Raw genomic sequence first — 14,479 nt, forward strand, 5'->3', positions numbered from 1 at the left:
GGGCGGCGGCGGGCCCGGACCGGGCGCCGGGCCCGGCCCCGCGGCGCCGCCGGAGCGCGTCCCCGCCCGCCGCGCGGACAGCGCTCCCGGCGCCGAATCCTGGTGCGGACCATTGACGTGATTGGTCTGGACCTGTTTGCTACCGGGTGACATGCCCCTGTCGGCGCCTGGCAACGCCCCGTCAGAAGGAGCTCCCCCCATGGTCACCGCACCGCGCGGCCCGGTCCGCAGACGCACCATCGCCGCCGCCTCCACCGCGCTCGCCGCCGCCCTCGCCGTCGGTGGCCTGGTCGCGCTCGCCCCCTCGGCGACCGCGGGCGAGTTCCTCACCAACGGCGGCTTCGAGTCCGGCACTCTTTCCGGCTGGACCTGCGACGCGGGCACCGCCGTCGTCAGCCAGGCGCACACCGGCAGCCACGCCCTCCAGGGCACGCCCAGCGCCTCGGCCACCGCCCAGTGCGCCCAGAACGTCACGGTCGCCCCGAACACCACGTACTCGCTGACCGCGCAGGTCAACGGCTCCTACGTCTACCTCGGCGTCGACGGCGGCGCCTCCACCTGGACGCCGGGCACCAACGGCGCGTACGCCCCGCTCAGCGTCTCCTTCACCACCGGCGCCACCCAGACCACCGCGAAGGTCTTCGTGCACGGCTGGTACGGCCAGCCCGCCTACCTCGCCGACGACATCTCCCTGCAGGGCCCGGGCGGCGGCACCACGACCCCGCCGACCTCGCCTCCGACATCCCCTCCGACAACGCCGCCGACCACGCCCCCCACTTCTCCCCCGACCTCGCCGCCCTCCCAGGGCCTGCCCACCCACGCCCTGGTCGGCTACCTCCACGCGACCTTCGCCAACGGCTCCGGCTACACCCGCCTGGCCGACGTGCCCGCCGACTGGGACATCATCGACCTCGCCTTCGGCGAGACCGACTCCCCCACCTCCGGCACCATCCACTTCAACCGCTGCTCGGCCACCGAGTGCCCCTCGGTGGAGTCCGACGCGGACTTCAAGGCCGCGATCAAGGCCAAGCAGGCGGCGGGCAAGAAGGTGCTGCTCTCCATCGGCGGCGCCAACGGCGAGGTCCAGCTGACCACCACCGCCGCCCGCGACAACTTCGTCTCCTCGGTGGAGTCGATCATCGACCAGTGGGGCCTGGACGGGGTGGACATCGACTTCGAGGGCCACTCGCTCTCGCTGAACAGCGGTGACACCGACTTCAAGAACCCCACCACACCGGTGATCGTCAACCTGATCTCGGCCCTGAAGACCCTCAAGGCCCATTACGGCAGCAGCTTCGTGCTCACCATGGCCCCGGAGACCTTCTTCGTGCAGATGGGCTACCAGTTCTACGGCTCCGGCCCGTTCAACGGCCAGGACCCGCGCTGCGGCGCCTACCTGCCGGTGATCTACGCCCTGCGCAACGACCTCACGCTGCTCACCGTCCAGGACTACAACTCCGGGCCGATCATGGGCCTGGACAACCAGTACCACACCATGGGCGGCGCCGATTTCCACATCGCGATGACGGACATGCTGCTCACCGGCTTCCCCGTGGCGGGCAACACCGCGAACATGTTCCCGGCGCTGGCCCCCTCCCAGGTCGGCATCGGCCTGCCCGCCTCGGTGAACGCCGGCAACGGCTACACCGCGCCCACCCAGGTGGACCAGGCACTGGACTGCCTGACGAAGAAGACGAACTGCGGCGGCTACACCACGCACGGCACCTGGCCCGCCCTGCGCGGCCTGATGACCTGGTCGGTCAACTGGGACCGCTTCGGGAACTGGGAGTTCAGCCACAACTTCGACAGCTACTTCGGCTGACCCGGCCGAAGACCGCTCCCCGGCGGGCCGGCCACCGTGCGTGCGGTGGCCGGCCCGCGGCGCGCGGAAGGCCGCGAGGTGCTTCGGTGACGCGGGGGACGGATGCGACACTCACTCGTGCGAGTGACCGTTGTGGGCGGTTTCGGCTAGTGACCCTGTCGAAGATATGACGATTCATGCTTCTCTCCAGGGCGGCAGCCTGGTGCCCACGGGTTGAGGGGAGATGAGGAGATGTCAGCCGCCCGCCGGCCCGGGTCACGGCGCGTCAGGTCAGCGGTGATGTGCGGGAGCCTGCTGGCCGCCGCCGCACTGGCGCTGCCCGCCGCCCAGCGCGCCTCCGCCCAGCCGTCCGACCCGTCCGCCGGCTCCGCGGCAGGCACGACCGACTCCGCGGCCGGGTCCGCCGTCCCGCTGGCCGACCTGCTCACCCGGCTGCAGAGCGCCTACCAGCAGACCGAGACCGCCACCGAGGCGTACAACAAGGCCAAGGCCGACGCCGACCGGCTGCGCGCCGCCGCCCGCTCGGCCGACGCGAAGCTCGCCCGGCAGAAGGTCGCGGTGGACGGCAGCCGCACCCGGCTCGGCCTGATGGCCAGCCAGATGTACCGGGACGGCGCCGTCTCGCCCTACCTGTCGCTGCTCACCGGGCAGACCCCGCAGGACTTCTTCGGGCAGCGGCACGTGCTCGGCCAGCTCGCCGGGCAGCAGCAGGCCGAGGTGAAGCGGCTGACCGCGGGCGAGAGCCGGCTGAGGAAGCTCAACACCTCGGCCCAGCGCGCCCTGGACAAGGCCGAGCACGCGCAGAGCGTGGCCGCCGCAAAGAAGAAGGACGTGCAGAGCCGGCTCTCCGAGGTCGAGGGCATGCTCGCCGGGCTGACAGGCGTGCAGATCGACCAGCTCCAGGCGCTGGAGCAGAGCGACGACGACAAGGCGCAGACGCGGCTGATGGACGCCAAGGCGCTCGGCGACGACCCCGCGCTGCGGGCGCCCTCGCTCGCCGGCGACCGGGCCATCGGCTACGCCTTCGACCAGCTCGGCCGGCCCTACCAGTGGGGCGCCCAGGGCCCGGACGCCTTCGACTGCTCGGGGCTCACCTCGCAGGCGTGGGCGCACGCCGGGGTGCCGATCCCGCGCACCAGCCAGGAGCAGTGGGCGAAGCTGCCGCACGTGCCGCTCCAGCTCCTGCGCCCGGGCGACCTGGTGGTCTACTTCAAGGGCGCCACCCATGTCGCCCTCTACATCGGCGACGGCCTGGTGATCCAGGCCCCGCGCCCCGGCTCGTACGTCAAGGTCTCGCCGATCGCGGCGAACCCGATCCTCGGCGCGGTCCGCCCCGACTCCGGCAGCAGCCCGCTGCGCGACTACACCCCCAGGCCCATCCCCAAGAACGCGGAGGCGCCCACCCCGATCGGCGCGCAGGCTTCCTCCGAAGGGAGCCCCCAGGGGAACGCCGGGGACGCCGACCGGGCGGCTGAGGGCCCGGGAGACGGCTCCTAGCCGCCCCGTGGGCCGATAACCCGGGTGGGGCCGGCCCGGTCGCCACCGGGGCCGCGGGCACGGGCGGTTCAGCCCGCCCGCACCTGCGCCAGGTACGCGGCCGCGCGCTCGGGCTCGTAGAACCAGTCGTCGAAGTCGGCGGGGTTGTCGAAGCCGTCGGCGAACCGGTCGGCGACCGGCTGGAGTTCACCAGCGGCGCCGATCAGCCCCAGCACGTGCGCGGGCGGCGGCGCCAGCATCGCGTGGGTCCAGCGGGTGGCGGGCTCGGCCACGGCCCAGAAGCCGTCGAAGGCCGCCTGCATCCAGGCCCGGTCGAAGGGGCGCTCGCCGTGCCCGGCGATGGCCGCCAGATAGTGGGCGGCGCAGCGGGCCGCGTTGTTGGCGCCCTGGCCGGTGATCGGGTCGTTGGCCACCACCACGTCCGCGACGCCCAACGCGAGGCCGCCGGAAGGCAGTTCGGCGATCGGGCGGCGGACCGTCGGCACCAGGCGGCCGGTCAGGGTGGCGCCGGCGTCGGTGAGCTCCACCGCGGCCGCCCGCTCGTACTCCCAGGGCACGTGCCGGGCCATCAACTCCAGTGTCCGCCGCAGGTGTTCGTCCGGATCGCGCACGCCCTGGAAGATGTCGGCGGGCCCGCCGGGCAGCGCCTCCCAGAAGAGGATGTCGCAGCGCCCCGAGGTGGTCAGCGCGGGGATCACGAACAACTCCCCCACGCCCGGCACCAGATTGCAGCGCACCGCGTCCGTCCCCGGGTGCTCGGGGCGCGGGCCGAGCCCGTGCACGTAGGCGACGGCGAGGGCGCGCTGGGCGGTCGTGTGCGGGGAGCGGGCGGCGTCCCGGGCGAACATGGAGACCAGCTCGCCGCGCCCGGCGGCCACCAGGCACAGGTCGTAGGCGGTGGCGAACCAGTCCACGTCGGAGACGGAAGCCGCGTGCACCACGACCCGGCCGCCGCGTTCGGCGAAGGTCTCCAGCCAGCCGGCCATCTTCACCCGCTGGTCCACCGACTGGGCGGGGGCGGTGAACCGGCCGAGCCAGTCGGTCGCGCGGCCGCCGCCGGGCTCGGCCACCGAAACCCCCAGGCCCACCAGGTCCGGCGCCTGGTCGGCCCAGAAGTCCAGCCCCAGGGCGCGCTCGTGGCCCAGAGCGGTGGCGAACATGCACTGGGTGGACATCACCCGGCCGGTGCGTATCTCGTCCGCCGTGCGGTCGGTCAGCACGGTGACGTCGTGGCCCTGCGCCTGCAGCCCCAGGGCGAGTTGGAGCCCGGCCTGGCCGGCTCCGACGATGAGGACACTGCGCATGCGGGCACCCCACCGGCCTACAGCGGGTCTTCGGCCAGCGCGTGCGTGACGAGGGCGAGCAGGGCGTCCACCACCGAGTGCCGCTTGCGGGCGTCGATGACGAGCACCGGGATGTGCGAGGGCACGGCGAGCGCGTCCCGGACGTCCTCGGAGCTGTAGGCGGCGGTGCCCTCGAACTGGTTGACCGCGACCGTGTAGGGCAGGCCGCTGCTCTCGAAGTAGTCCAGCGCGGGGAAGCAGTCGGCCAGCCGGCGGGTGTCGGCGAGCACCACCGCGCCGATCGCGCCGCGCACCAGGTCGTCCCACATGAACCAGAAGCGCTGCTGCCCCGGCGTGCCGAAGACGTAGAGCACCAGGTCCTTGTCGAGCGTGATCCGGCCGAAGTCCATGGCCACGGTGGTGGTGACCTTCTCCGGGGTGGACGCCAGGTCGTCCACCGCCTCACTGGCCTGCGTCATCACCGCCTCGGTGGTCAGCGGCGTGATCTCGGAGACGGCGCCCACGAACGTGGTCTTGCCCACGCCGAACCCGCCGGCCACGACGATCTTCGTGGAGATGGGTGCACGGACGCGGGGATCCTGCCAGTCCTGCAGGCCCTCCCGCTGGTCAAAGCCTGCGTAGTCCACTGAGCACCCTTTCGAGCAGCGCGCGGTCGGGGCCTCCGGGCCCGTGCCCGGTACCGTACACGCGGATTCTTCCCTGGTCGGCCAGGTCGCTGATCAGGACCCGGACGACACCGAGCGGTATCCGCAGCAGCGCGGACACCTCGGCCACCGACCGCAGTCTGCGGCACAGGTCGACGATCGCGCGCACTTCGGGCACCACCCGCTCCGGCCGACCACCCCTGGGGAGGGCGGACGGTTCGTCCGGACGATCGATCGTAGCCACGAAAGTCTCGACCAGCAGCACGTGTCCGAATCGCGTCCGGCCCCCGGTGAGCGCGTAGGGGCGGACCCGGGACGTCCTGCGGTCCTTCCCGCGCCGGGGCAGCGGCTGCGCCGGCGAGTCCGCCCGCATCAGCGGGCACTGTCCATGGCCTGCCGCAACTCCCCCCGGATGGCGGGCGTGAGGACGTGACCGGCCCGGCCGACGAAGAGCGACATCTGGTACGCGATGACGCTGGTGTCGCACTCCGCGTCCGTGTGGACCCCCAGCAGCGAGCCGTCGCTGATCGCCATGACGAAGAGCATGCCCTCCTCCATCGCCACCGTGGTCTGCCGCACCTTGCCGCCGTCCATCAGCCGTGCGGCGCCGAAGGTGAGCGAGGCCAGGCCGGAGACGACCGCGGCCAGGTCCATCCGCGCCTCGGTGACGCGACCGGGCCCGCCGGCGGACCGCGGCGCCCTGCCGCGGCCCTCGTCGGCGCCCTTGGGCTCCGAGGCGAGCAGCAGCAGCCCGTCCGAGGACACCACGGCGACCGAGTGGACCCCCGGCACCTCCCCCACGAAGTTGTCCAGCAGCCACTGGAGGTTGCGTGCTTCGTGGCTCAGTGCGTTCTGTGTGCCGACCGCGTTCAACGGGTCGCCTCCTCGATGCTCCCGGGCGGTGTGCGCCCCGGCGTCTCCAACTCCGCGTCCCTGCGGCCGTCCCGCAGGCCCTGCTGCAGGCCGGCCAGCTTGCGCCGCAGCTTCTCGGCGTCCAACGGGGCGCTGCGCTGCGCCCGTTCGGCGGCGGGCCGCACCGACCGCACCCCGCCCGCCGCCCTGGTCCTCTTGGGAAGCGCGGGACCCGCCGCCGCTTCCCGTGCGGCCGGGCCGCCCTGCGGCGGCACCTCGGCCCGCACCGGCTGCTGGTCGGCCCGCGCGTGCTCGGGCGGCAGCGGCTGCGGCACCACCGGCCGCGCCTGCGACGGCACGACAGGCGCGGGTGGCGCTTCTGCCGTGAACGGCTCGGCCTGCGCCCCGAACCGGGCCGGCTCGGGCGCCAAGGGCCGCGCCTCCGGCGGGAGGGGGGCAGGCGACGGCGCGAACGGGCCCGCTTCGGCGGCGAGTCCGGCCCCCTCCGTGCCGAAAGAACCGCTCTCCGCGGGAAGCCCGGCACCGTCGGAGCCGAAGCCACCGCCCTGCGTGTCGGCCCCGGCCTGCTCGGAGCCGAATCCACCGCCCTGCGCGCCCACGCCGGTTCCGTCCGGGCCGAACCCACCGCCCTGCGTGGCGAACCCGGCCCCCTCCGAGCCGTACGCACCGCTCTCCGCGGTGAGTTCCGCTCCCCCGGTCCCGAAGGCGCCCTCCCCCGCAGCGAGTCCGAACCGCTCCGCGCCGAGCGCCTCGCTCTGCTGGGCGGACACGGCCGGCTCCGCCGTGAAGCCGCCCGGCTCCTGAGTGAAGCCGTTCGGGTCGCGGCGGGGCGGTGCCTCGTGCCGGGGCGGGACGACCGCCGAGTGCGGGTCGATCGAGGGCAGCAGCAGTTGCGGCAGCACGACGACCGCGGTGGTGCCGCCCGCCTCCTGCGGCCGCAACTGGACGCGTATGCCGTGCCGGTGGGCCAGCCGGGCCACCACGTAGAGGCCGAGCCCGACGACCGTGCCGGGCGCCGGCGGATCGGGGTCGGCGAGCAGCGCGTTGAGCTCGGCCATCCGGTCCGGGGGTATGCCGATGCCGGAGTCCTCGACGGTGAGCATCACCTCGCCGCCGCCGGGCATCACCCAGCCGCTGAGGTGGATGTCGGAGCCGGGCGCGGAGAACGCGGCGGCATTGTCGAGGAGTTCTGCGATCAGGTGGCCGATGTCGTCGGCGGCGCGTCCGGCCACCTGCGCCTCGGGCACGGACTGGATGCGCACCCGCTCGTACCGCTCGACCTCCGAGATCGCCGCGCGGGCGACGTCGACCAGGGCGATCGGGCTGGCGGTGGCGCCGTGGCTGTGCTCGGTGCCGGCGAGCACCAGCAGGTTCTCGCTGTTGCGCCGCATCCGGGTGGCCAGGTGGTCCAGCCGGAAGAGCAGGTCCAGCCGCTCGGGTTCCTGCTCGCGCTCCTCCATGCCCTCGATCACGGCGAGTTGCCGTTCGATCAGACCGAGGGTGCGCAGCGAGAGGTTGACGTAGGCGACCTGCACGGCGTTGCGCGCGGTGGCGTCGGTGAGCTGCCCGGCGATCTCCTCGCGCGAGCGCATCAGGTCGTCGCGGGTGCGCTGGAGCTCGGTGTTCGCCTGGAGTGCCGCGCGGTGCTCGGCGGCCAGGGCGGCGTGCGCGGCCGCGGCCGCGGTACGGGCCTGGGTCAGCTCCTTGGCGCGGCCGCGCAGGGCCTGGGCCTCCTGGGTGAGCGCGTTGATCCGGCGGGCGATGACGGCGAACTCGTCGGCGCCCACGACCCGGGCGCCCTCGCCGCTCTCCGGGTCGGACCGGGACCAGCGGTGCAGGGCGGCCAGCGGCCGGGTGAGGCCGCGGAAGAGAGTGGCGAGCACGCCGACGAGGAGCAGCAGGCACAGCAGGGCCAGGGCGCAGCGCAGTTCGAGGACGGTGACCACGTGATCGCGGTGTGCGCGGGCGGCCTTGGCCTCGTCGGCGGCGGCGGACGCCTCCACTCCCCGCATCAGGCCGATCCGGGTGGTGAGCGCGGACTTGACCTTTGAGGTGCTCAGGTCGCGGTCGTGCGAGGTGAGTTCGGGGCCGTCCAGCAGCCGGTCGAGGTCGTGGTCGGCCTCGTCGGTGTCGGCGCCGGTGACGGTCTGGTCCCAGCGGGACCGCAGGGCGGCGGGGGCGGTGCCCCGGAACTCCGCGAGGGCGGCCCGCTCCTGCAGCCGCGCGGTCTGCGCGGCGGCCACCGGCCCGCTCTGCCCGCCGTGCCCGGTGAGCGCGGCCACCAGCAGGCCGCGCTGGAGGGCGGCGGCCGCGGTGGCGCGGGCCAGGGTGGCGGTGACGGGCTCCACGGCCCGGCCCAGCGCGTCGGCGAGCGGCTGGTAGGCGTTCACCACGCCCTGCGGGTCCTTGGCCGCCAGGGCGGCCCTGCGGGCGGCCGGCAGGCCGGCCAGGGCCGTGTGCAGGTCGCCGTGGGCGCCCGCGGCGAGGTCCTGGGCCTGCTGGTCGGTGCGGTCCTTGTCGCCGGCCGTGAGCGCCGGGTGGCCCGCGGCCTCGGCGGCCGCCAGGTCGTCCCGCTCGTCGGCGAGGCTGTGGGCCAGCGCGGTGGCCTTCGTGGCGAGGTCGGCGGCGCCGACCCGGTCCTGCGCGGCGGACAGGTCGTCGGCCGCGAGGACGACGCCTGGGGCGGCGGCCGCCAGGAGGATGGCCGCGCACCCCACCAGGCAGCCGAGCATGCGCTGCCTGACCCGCCGTTCCCGGCGCCGTGGACGTCGTTCACGCACTGTCGGTGCTCGCAATCACGTGTCGCATGGGCTCCGGGGCCGGTCCCCGGGCATGTGCAGGAGTGCTCCGACCCTTGCAGCCGCGACGGGAAGGGGGCCAGACGTCCCTCCCCCGGACACTCGAACGAGTGAATCGCACAGGTGAGTTGACCGACAAGTCCGGCAGCGGGCCGCCGGCGCGGACGGTCCTGGCGCGGGCGCCCCGGGCTTTGGCAGGATGCGCCCGCACATCCCGGCCGTCCTGCGGTCCGGACCAATCCCGCGGCCGCTCACATCCCCTTCACGCGGCCCCCGCGGGACGCCGCCGTGCGGCCGCCCGGCGCCGGACGGCGGCCGCGATCACGCGGCTGCCAGACTGGCCCCATGCGGATCGAGACGGCGACCGAGCCCGGCCGGGCCGAGGTGCCCAACGAGGACTACGTGTCCGCCGCGCTGCCCGCCGGCGGCAGCGGCGGGGCGCTGGTGCTGCTGGACGGCGTGACGCCGCCGCCGGACAACGGGGGCTGCGTGCACTCGGTCCCGTGGTTCACCGCCCGGCTCGGCGGCGCCCTGCTCGAACTCGCCGCCGCGCGGCGGGACCTGGCGCTCGCGGAGTGCCTGTCGGCGGCGATCTCCCGTACGGCGGAGGCGCACCGGACCACGTGTGATCTTTCTCACCGACTCACCCCGCAGGCCACGGTGGTGACGGCCCGCTGGGACGACGCGGAGCTGGAGTACCTGGTCCTCTCGGACTCCGTGCTGCTGCTGGAGGACCCGCGGGGCGGGGTCGAGGCGGTGCTGGACGACCGGATCGACCGGCTGCAGGCGCAGGGCCTGCGGGTGGCCCCGCTGCGGAATCTGGAGGGCGGCTTCTTCACCGCGGCGGCCGACCCGGAGGTGTCCGCCCGCGCGGTCACCGGGCGCGTGCCACGCGAGCGGGTGCGGGCGCTGGCCGCGCTCACCGACGGCGCCACGCGGTCCGTGGAGCACTTCCGGGCCGACGACTGGTCCTCGGTCTTCGCGCTGCTGCGCGAGGGCGGCCCGCGGGCCCTGATCGCCCGCGTGCGCGCCCTGGAGACCACCCGGACCCCGCCGCCCGGCAAGGCGCACGACGACGCGACGGTGCTGCTCGCCGAGTTCTGACGCCGCCGCGGTGGCCGACAGGCCCGGCCCCGCCCGAGGACGGGCCGCGGACAGCCCGTGAACCGGCTGCCGACTGCCTGCGGACAGCCCGCCGACAGGCCCGGGACGGCCCGTCGGCGGCCGCCCGGCCCCTTCCGCCCGCCCACCGGACTTCCCGGCTCCCCGGCTCCCCGAGTCTCAGCCCAGCTCGTTGAAGCGGTGCAGCAGCCTCGCCAGCTCCAGCGCCTCCTCGGGCTCCCAGGCGGCCAGCTGGTCCAGGTACCGCTGGCGGCGGGCGGTGCGCACGCGCGAGAAGCGCTCCCGGCCCTCCTCCGTCATCCGCATGAGGTACGCGCGTCCGTCGGTGGGGTCCTGCTCCCGGGCGACCAGGCCCAGTTCCTCCAGCGCCCGCAGCTGCCGGCTCATCGTGGCCTTGCCCACGCCGAAGTACGCGGCCAGCTCGGTGGCCCGCTCGGGCTCGACCTCGGACAGGCGGACCAGCAACCCGTAGGCGGCCGGCTCGAGTTCGGGGTGCACCGCACGGGCCAGCTCGCCGGAGGCCGCCCGGGCGCGGCGCAGCAGCACCGTCAGTTCCCGTTCCACGGCGGCCGCCGCGCCCTGGGTCGCGTCGGTGTGTACCGCCGGCGCACCACCGGTTCCGCCCCCACCACCGGTCCCGGGTGCGGCTCGGTTCTGTTGGGTCACGTCGGCCCCGCTTTCAACGGCTGAAAGTTCTCTTCACGGACGGTGGTTTCCGCAGCACGTCAAGTATTTCGCAGGCGTAGACCAACGGCGGTTCCTGGCCCCTCTTCCACGGCCCCCGGCCCCACCGTACGGTCATTTCTGTCATGACCATCCCAAGGTCATGCCGAGTCCCCCACTGGAGGCACGCATGTCCCACGGAGTCTTCTCCGTCGTGCACGGCACCGGCTCGGCCCGTACCAGACTGGCAGTCCTGGCCGGCCTGTTCCTCACCGCCATCGCCCTGGCGTTCACCGCGCCCGGCGCCGCCCACGCCGCCGCGGGCACCTCGGGCGCGCGATCCGGCCACCTGACCCACCCCGAACTCGACTGGATGGGCTCCACCATCCCGGCCCACGAGGGCAGCGGGTCGTCCACCACCTCCACCGCGGGCGGCACCACGGTGGTCCCGATGGCCGCGCAGACCCCCGGCATGGACGTCTCCGGCTACCAGGGCAACGTCGCCTGGTCGACGGCCTGGGCGAACGGCGCGAAGTTCGCGTACGTGAAGGCCACCGAGAGCACGACCTACACCAACCCGTACTTCACCCAGCAGTACAACGGGTCGTACAACGTCGGGATGATCCGCGGCTCCTACCACTTCGCCACGCCGGACACCTCCGGCGGCGCCGCCCAGGCGGATTACTTCGTGGCCCACGGCGGCGGCTGGTCCGCCGACGGCAAGACCCTGCCGGGCGCGCTCGACATCGAGTACAACCCCTACGGCGCCACCTGCTACGGCCTCAGCCAGGCGAGCATGGTCAGCTGGATCCACGCGTTCGCCAACGAGTACCACGCGCGTGAGGGCGTCTACCCGGTGATCTACTCCACGTACGACTGGTGGTCGACCTGCACCGGCAACAACAGCGGCTTCGCCACCACGAGCCCGTTCTGGATCGCGAAGTACGCGTCCTCGGCGGGGACCCTCCCGGCGGGTTACGGGTACTACACGTTCTGGCAGTACGCGGACGCCGGGACGTTCCCCGGCGACCAGGACTACTTCAACGGAGACCTCTCCCGGCTGCAGGCGCTCGCCCTGGGCTGACGGCCCGGAACCACGGGGTTCCGTCCGGGCTGCCCCCCTCCACCCCGTCCCCGGACACAGCCGAACGCGCGGTTCCTCCCCCGGATTTCGCTCCGGGAGGGGAACCGCGCGCCGAGCGTCCGACGTCCTCGTGAGGACGTCGGACGCCGTGGGGCGGACGGGGCCGGGCTGCCCCCGCATCAAGCCCCCGTCAGGCCGCCGCAGGCACTGCTTCGGCGGCCGTGGCGGCCGGCTCCAGGGCCAGCGACAGCACCTGGCGGACGTCGCTGACCGCGTGGACGTCGAGCGCGTCGAGGATCTCCGCGGGGACGTCGTCCAGGTCCGGCTCGTTGCGCTTCGGGATCACCACCGTGGTGATCCCGGCCCGGTGCGCGGCCAGCAGCTTCTGCTTGACCCCGCCGATCGGCAGCACCCGACCGGTCAGGGACACCTCACCGGTCATCGCGACCTCCGGGCGCACCCGGCGGCCGGACAGCAGCGAGGCCAGGGCCGTGGTCATGGTGACGCCCGCGCTCGGCCCGTCCTTGGGCACCGCGCCGGCCGGCACGTGGATGTGCACCCCGCGGTCCTTCAGGTCGCCCACCGGCAGCTCCAGTTCGGCGCCGCGCGAGCGCAGGAAGGAGAGCGCGATCTGCGCCGACTCCTTCATCACGTCGCCCAGCTGACCGGTGAGCTGCAGGCCCGAGCCGCCCGTCTCCGGGTCGGCGAGCGACGCCTCGATGTACAGGACGTCGCCGCCCGCGCCGGTGACCGCGAGGCCGGTGGCCACGCCGGGCACCGCCGTACGCCGCTCCTCGGGGTCCTGGGCGGCCTCCGGCACGTGGTGCGGCCGGCCGATCAGGGCCCGCAGATCGTCGGCGCCCACCGTGAACGGCAGCTTCTGCTCGCCCAGTTCGTGCTTGGCGGCGATCTTGCGCAGGATGCGCGCGATGGTCCGCTCCAGGGTGCGCACGCCCGCCTCACGGGTGTACTCGCCCGCCAGCCGGCGCAGCGCGTCCTCCTGCAGGCTCACCTCGTCCGCCTCCAGCCCGGCCCGCTCCAGCTGCCGCGGCAGCAGGTGGTCCCGGGCGATGACGACCTTCTCGTCCTCGGTGTAGCCGTCCAGCCGGACCAGCTCCATACGGTCCAGCAGCGGCTCCGGGATCGCCTCCAGCACGTTGGCGGTGGCGAGGAACACCACGTCGGACAGGTCGAGTTCGACCTCCAGGTAGTGGTCGCGGAAGGTGTGGTTCTGCGCCGGGTCCAGCACCTCGAGCAGCGCGGCCGCCGGGTCGCCCCGGTAGTCCGAGCCCACCTTGTCGACCTCGTCGAGCAGGACCACCGGGTTCATCGACCCGGCCTCCTTGATCGCGCGGACGATGCGGCCGGGCAGCGCGCCCACGTACGTCCTGCGGTGGCCGCGGATCTCGGCCTCGTCCCGCACGCCGCCGAGCGCCACCCGGACGAACTTGCGGCCCATCGCGCGGGCCACCGACTCGCCCAGCGAGGTCTTGCCGACACCGGGCGGGCCGACCAGCGCCAGCACGGCGCCGCCGCGCCTGCCGCCCACCACGCCCAGGCCGCGGTCGGCCCGGCGCTTGCGGACGGCCAGGTACTCGGTGATGCGCTCCTTGACGTCGTCCAGACCCGCGTGGTCCGCGTCGAGCACCGCCCGCGCGCCGGCCACGTCGTAGGTGTCCTCGGTGGTGGTGTTCCACGGCAGTTCGAGGACGGTGTCCAGCCAGGTGCGGATCCAGGAGCCCTCCGGGGAGGCGTCCGAGGAGCGCTCCAGCTTCTCGACCTCCTTCAGGGCCGCCTCGCGGACCTTCTCCGGCAGGTCGGCGGCCTCGACGCGGGCGCGGTAGTCGTCGCTCTCGTTCTCCGGGTCGCCCTTCAGCTCGGCCAGCTCCTTGCGGACGGCCTCCAGCTGCTGGCGGAGCAGGAACTCGCGCTGCTGCTTCTCCATGCCTTCCTGGACGTCCTTGCGGATGCGCTCCGCCACGTCCTGCTCGGCCAGGTGGTCGCGCAGCCACTGGGTGGCCAGCCGCAGCCGGGCCACCGGGTCGGCGGTCTCCAGCAGCTCCACCCGCTGCTCGACGGACAGGAAGGGCGAGTACCCGGAGTTGTCGGCGAGCTGGCTCACGTCGTCGATCTGCTGGACGCGGTCCACGACCTGCCAGGCGCCGCGCTTGCGCAGCCAGCTGGTGGCCAGCGCCTTGTACTCCTTCATCAGCTCGGCCACGGTGCCGGGCGCCTCCTGGGGCGCGGGCTCCTCCACCAGGATGCCCTCCACCCACAGCGCGGCGCCGGGGCCGGTGGTGCCCGCGCCGATCCGCACCCGGGAGCGGCCGCGGATCACGGCGCCGGGGTCGCCGTCGGAGAGCCGGCCGACCTGCTCCACGGTGCCGAGGGTGCCCACGGCGGCGTACTTCCCGTCGATCCGGGGGACGAGCAGCACCTGCGGCTTGCCGGACGTGCTGCCCGAGTGGGCCGCCTGGGCGGCCTCCACCGCGGCCCGTACCTCGCTGTCGGTCAGGTCCAGCGGCACCACCATGCCGGGCAGGACCACTTCACCGTCGAGGGGCAGTACGGGGAGGGTGAGGTTGGAACTCTGCGGCTCAAACGCCATGATCGCTCCCTTTGCAAGCAAGTTGAGTACACCAGACTCAATGCGATCGGCTCCGCCGGTGTTC

The 14,479-nt window shown here is 73.9% G+C and carries 11 protein-coding genes; 4 read left to right on the top strand and 7 right to left on the bottom strand.

Annotated elements, in window-relative coordinates:
* Positions 1-199: 199 nt before the first annotated feature.
* Both BLR33_RS07645 and BLR33_RS07650 read left to right on the top strand, forming a co-directional pair.
* Positions 200-1,822: a chitinase gene (locus tag BLR33_RS07645; protein ID WP_093783517.1), complete on the top strand. Its 1,623-nt coding sequence runs from the start codon at positions 200-202 to the stop codon at positions 1,820-1,822.
* A 279-nt stretch (positions 1,823-2,101) separates the two neighbouring features.
* Positions 2,102-3,319: a C40 family peptidase gene (locus BLR33_RS07650; RefSeq protein ID WP_245771242.1), complete on the top strand. Its 1,218-nt coding sequence runs from the start codon at positions 2,102-2,104 to the stop codon at positions 3,317-3,319.
* Between the two features lie 68 nt (positions 3,320-3,387).
* Here the strand turns inward: BLR33_RS07650 and BLR33_RS07655 are convergent, their stop codons facing one another.
* Genes BLR33_RS07655 through BLR33_RS07675 form a run of 5 tightly spaced genes read right to left on the bottom strand, consistent with a single transcriptional unit; the run spans position 3,388 to position 8,872 of the window.
* On the bottom strand, positions 3,388-4,623 hold the full coding sequence (locus BLR33_RS07655; protein WP_093783519.1) for a styrene monooxygenase/indole monooxygenase family protein: 1,236 nt from the start codon (positions 4,621-4,623) through the stop codon (positions 3,388-3,390).
* Positions 4,624-4,640: 17 nt separating this feature from the next.
* Positions 4,641-5,249 (bottom strand): GTP-binding protein, encoded by a 609-nt coding sequence (locus BLR33_RS07660; protein WP_093783520.1) that lies wholly within the window; start codon positions 5,247-5,249, stop codon positions 4,641-4,643.
* Positions 5,230-5,640: a DUF742 domain-containing protein gene (locus tag BLR33_RS07665; protein WP_093783521.1), complete on the bottom strand. Its 411-nt coding sequence runs from the start codon at positions 5,638-5,640 to the stop codon at positions 5,230-5,232. The genes BLR33_RS07660 and BLR33_RS07665 overlap by 20 nt, the downstream gene beginning before the upstream one ends.
* Positions 5,640-6,140: a roadblock/LC7 domain-containing protein gene (locus tag BLR33_RS07670; protein ID WP_093783522.1), complete on the bottom strand. Its 501-nt coding sequence runs from the start codon at positions 6,138-6,140 to the stop codon at positions 5,640-5,642. The genes BLR33_RS07665 and BLR33_RS07670 overlap by 1 nt, the downstream gene beginning before the upstream one ends.
* The gene (locus BLR33_RS07675; RefSeq protein ID WP_093783523.1) at positions 6,137-8,872 is read right to left on the bottom strand and encodes an ATP-binding protein; all 2,736 of its coding nucleotides are present in this window, start codon (positions 8,870-8,872) and stop codon (positions 6,137-6,139) included. The genes BLR33_RS07670 and BLR33_RS07675 overlap by 4 nt, the downstream gene beginning before the upstream one ends.
* 411 nt (positions 8,873-9,283) lie before the next feature.
* Here BLR33_RS07675 and BLR33_RS07680 point away from each other — a divergent pair, with 411 nt between their 5' ends.
* Complete coding sequence (locus BLR33_RS07680; protein WP_093783524.1) at positions 9,284-10,042, top strand: hypothetical protein; 759 nt, start codon at positions 9,284-9,286, stop codon at positions 10,040-10,042.
* A 177-nt stretch (positions 10,043-10,219) separates the two neighbouring features.
* On the opposite strand, the gene BLR33_RS07685 is transcribed toward BLR33_RS07680, so the two are convergent.
* Positions 10,220-10,726 (bottom strand): MarR family winged helix-turn-helix transcriptional regulator, encoded by a 507-nt coding sequence (locus BLR33_RS07685; RefSeq protein WP_093783525.1) that lies wholly within the window; start codon positions 10,724-10,726, stop codon positions 10,220-10,222.
* 187 nt (positions 10,727-10,913) lie between these two features.
* Here BLR33_RS07685 and BLR33_RS07690 point away from each other — a divergent pair, with 187 nt between their 5' ends.
* Complete coding sequence (locus BLR33_RS07690; RefSeq protein WP_093783526.1) at positions 10,914-11,807, top strand: lysozyme; 894 nt, start codon at positions 10,914-10,916, stop codon at positions 11,805-11,807.
* A gap of 190 nt (positions 11,808-11,997) precedes the next feature.
* On the opposite strand, the gene lon is transcribed toward BLR33_RS07690, so the two are convergent.
* Positions 11,998-14,415: an endopeptidase La gene (lon, locus tag BLR33_RS07695; protein WP_093783527.1), complete on the bottom strand. Its 2,418-nt coding sequence runs from the start codon at positions 14,413-14,415 to the stop codon at positions 11,998-12,000.
* Positions 14,416-14,479: the final 64 nt, after the last annotated feature.

Origin of the sequence: Actinacidiphila guanduensis (genome assembly GCF_900103985.1) — a bacterium.
Classification (GTDB): Bacteria; Actinomycetota; Actinomycetes; order Streptomycetales; family Streptomycetaceae; genus Actinacidiphila; species Actinacidiphila guanduensis.

What these genes read in the sequence shown, in the direction of transcription:
- BLR33_RS07675 (WP_093783523.1), bottom strand. Translation starts at nt 8,872, where the DNA reads ATGCTCGGCTGCCTGGTGGGGTGCGCGGCCATCCTCCTGGCGGCCGCC.
- BLR33_RS07655 (WP_093783519.1), bottom strand. Translation starts at nt 4,623, where the DNA reads ATGCGCAGTGTCCTCATCGTCGGAGCCGGCCAGGCCGGGCTCCAACTC.
- BLR33_RS07665 (WP_093783521.1), bottom strand. Translation starts at nt 5,640, where the DNA reads ATGCGGGCGGACTCGCCGGCGCAGCCGCTGCCCCGGCGCGGGAAGGAC.
- BLR33_RS07680 (WP_093783524.1), top strand. Translation starts at nt 9,284, where the DNA reads ATGCGGATCGAGACGGCGACCGAGCCCGGCCGGGCCGAGGTGCCCAAC.
- lon (WP_093783527.1), bottom strand. Translation starts at nt 14,415, where the DNA reads ATGGCGTTTGAGCCGCAGAGTTCCAACCTCACCCTCCCCGTACTGCCC.
- BLR33_RS07650 (WP_245771242.1), top strand. Translation starts at nt 2,102, where the DNA reads ATGTGCGGGAGCCTGCTGGCCGCCGCCGCACTGGCGCTGCCCGCCGCC.
- BLR33_RS07690 (WP_093783526.1), top strand. Translation starts at nt 10,914, where the DNA reads ATGTCCCACGGAGTCTTCTCCGTCGTGCACGGCACCGGCTCGGCCCGT.
- BLR33_RS07645 (WP_093783517.1), top strand. Translation starts at nt 200, where the DNA reads ATGGTCACCGCACCGCGCGGCCCGGTCCGCAGACGCACCATCGCCGCC.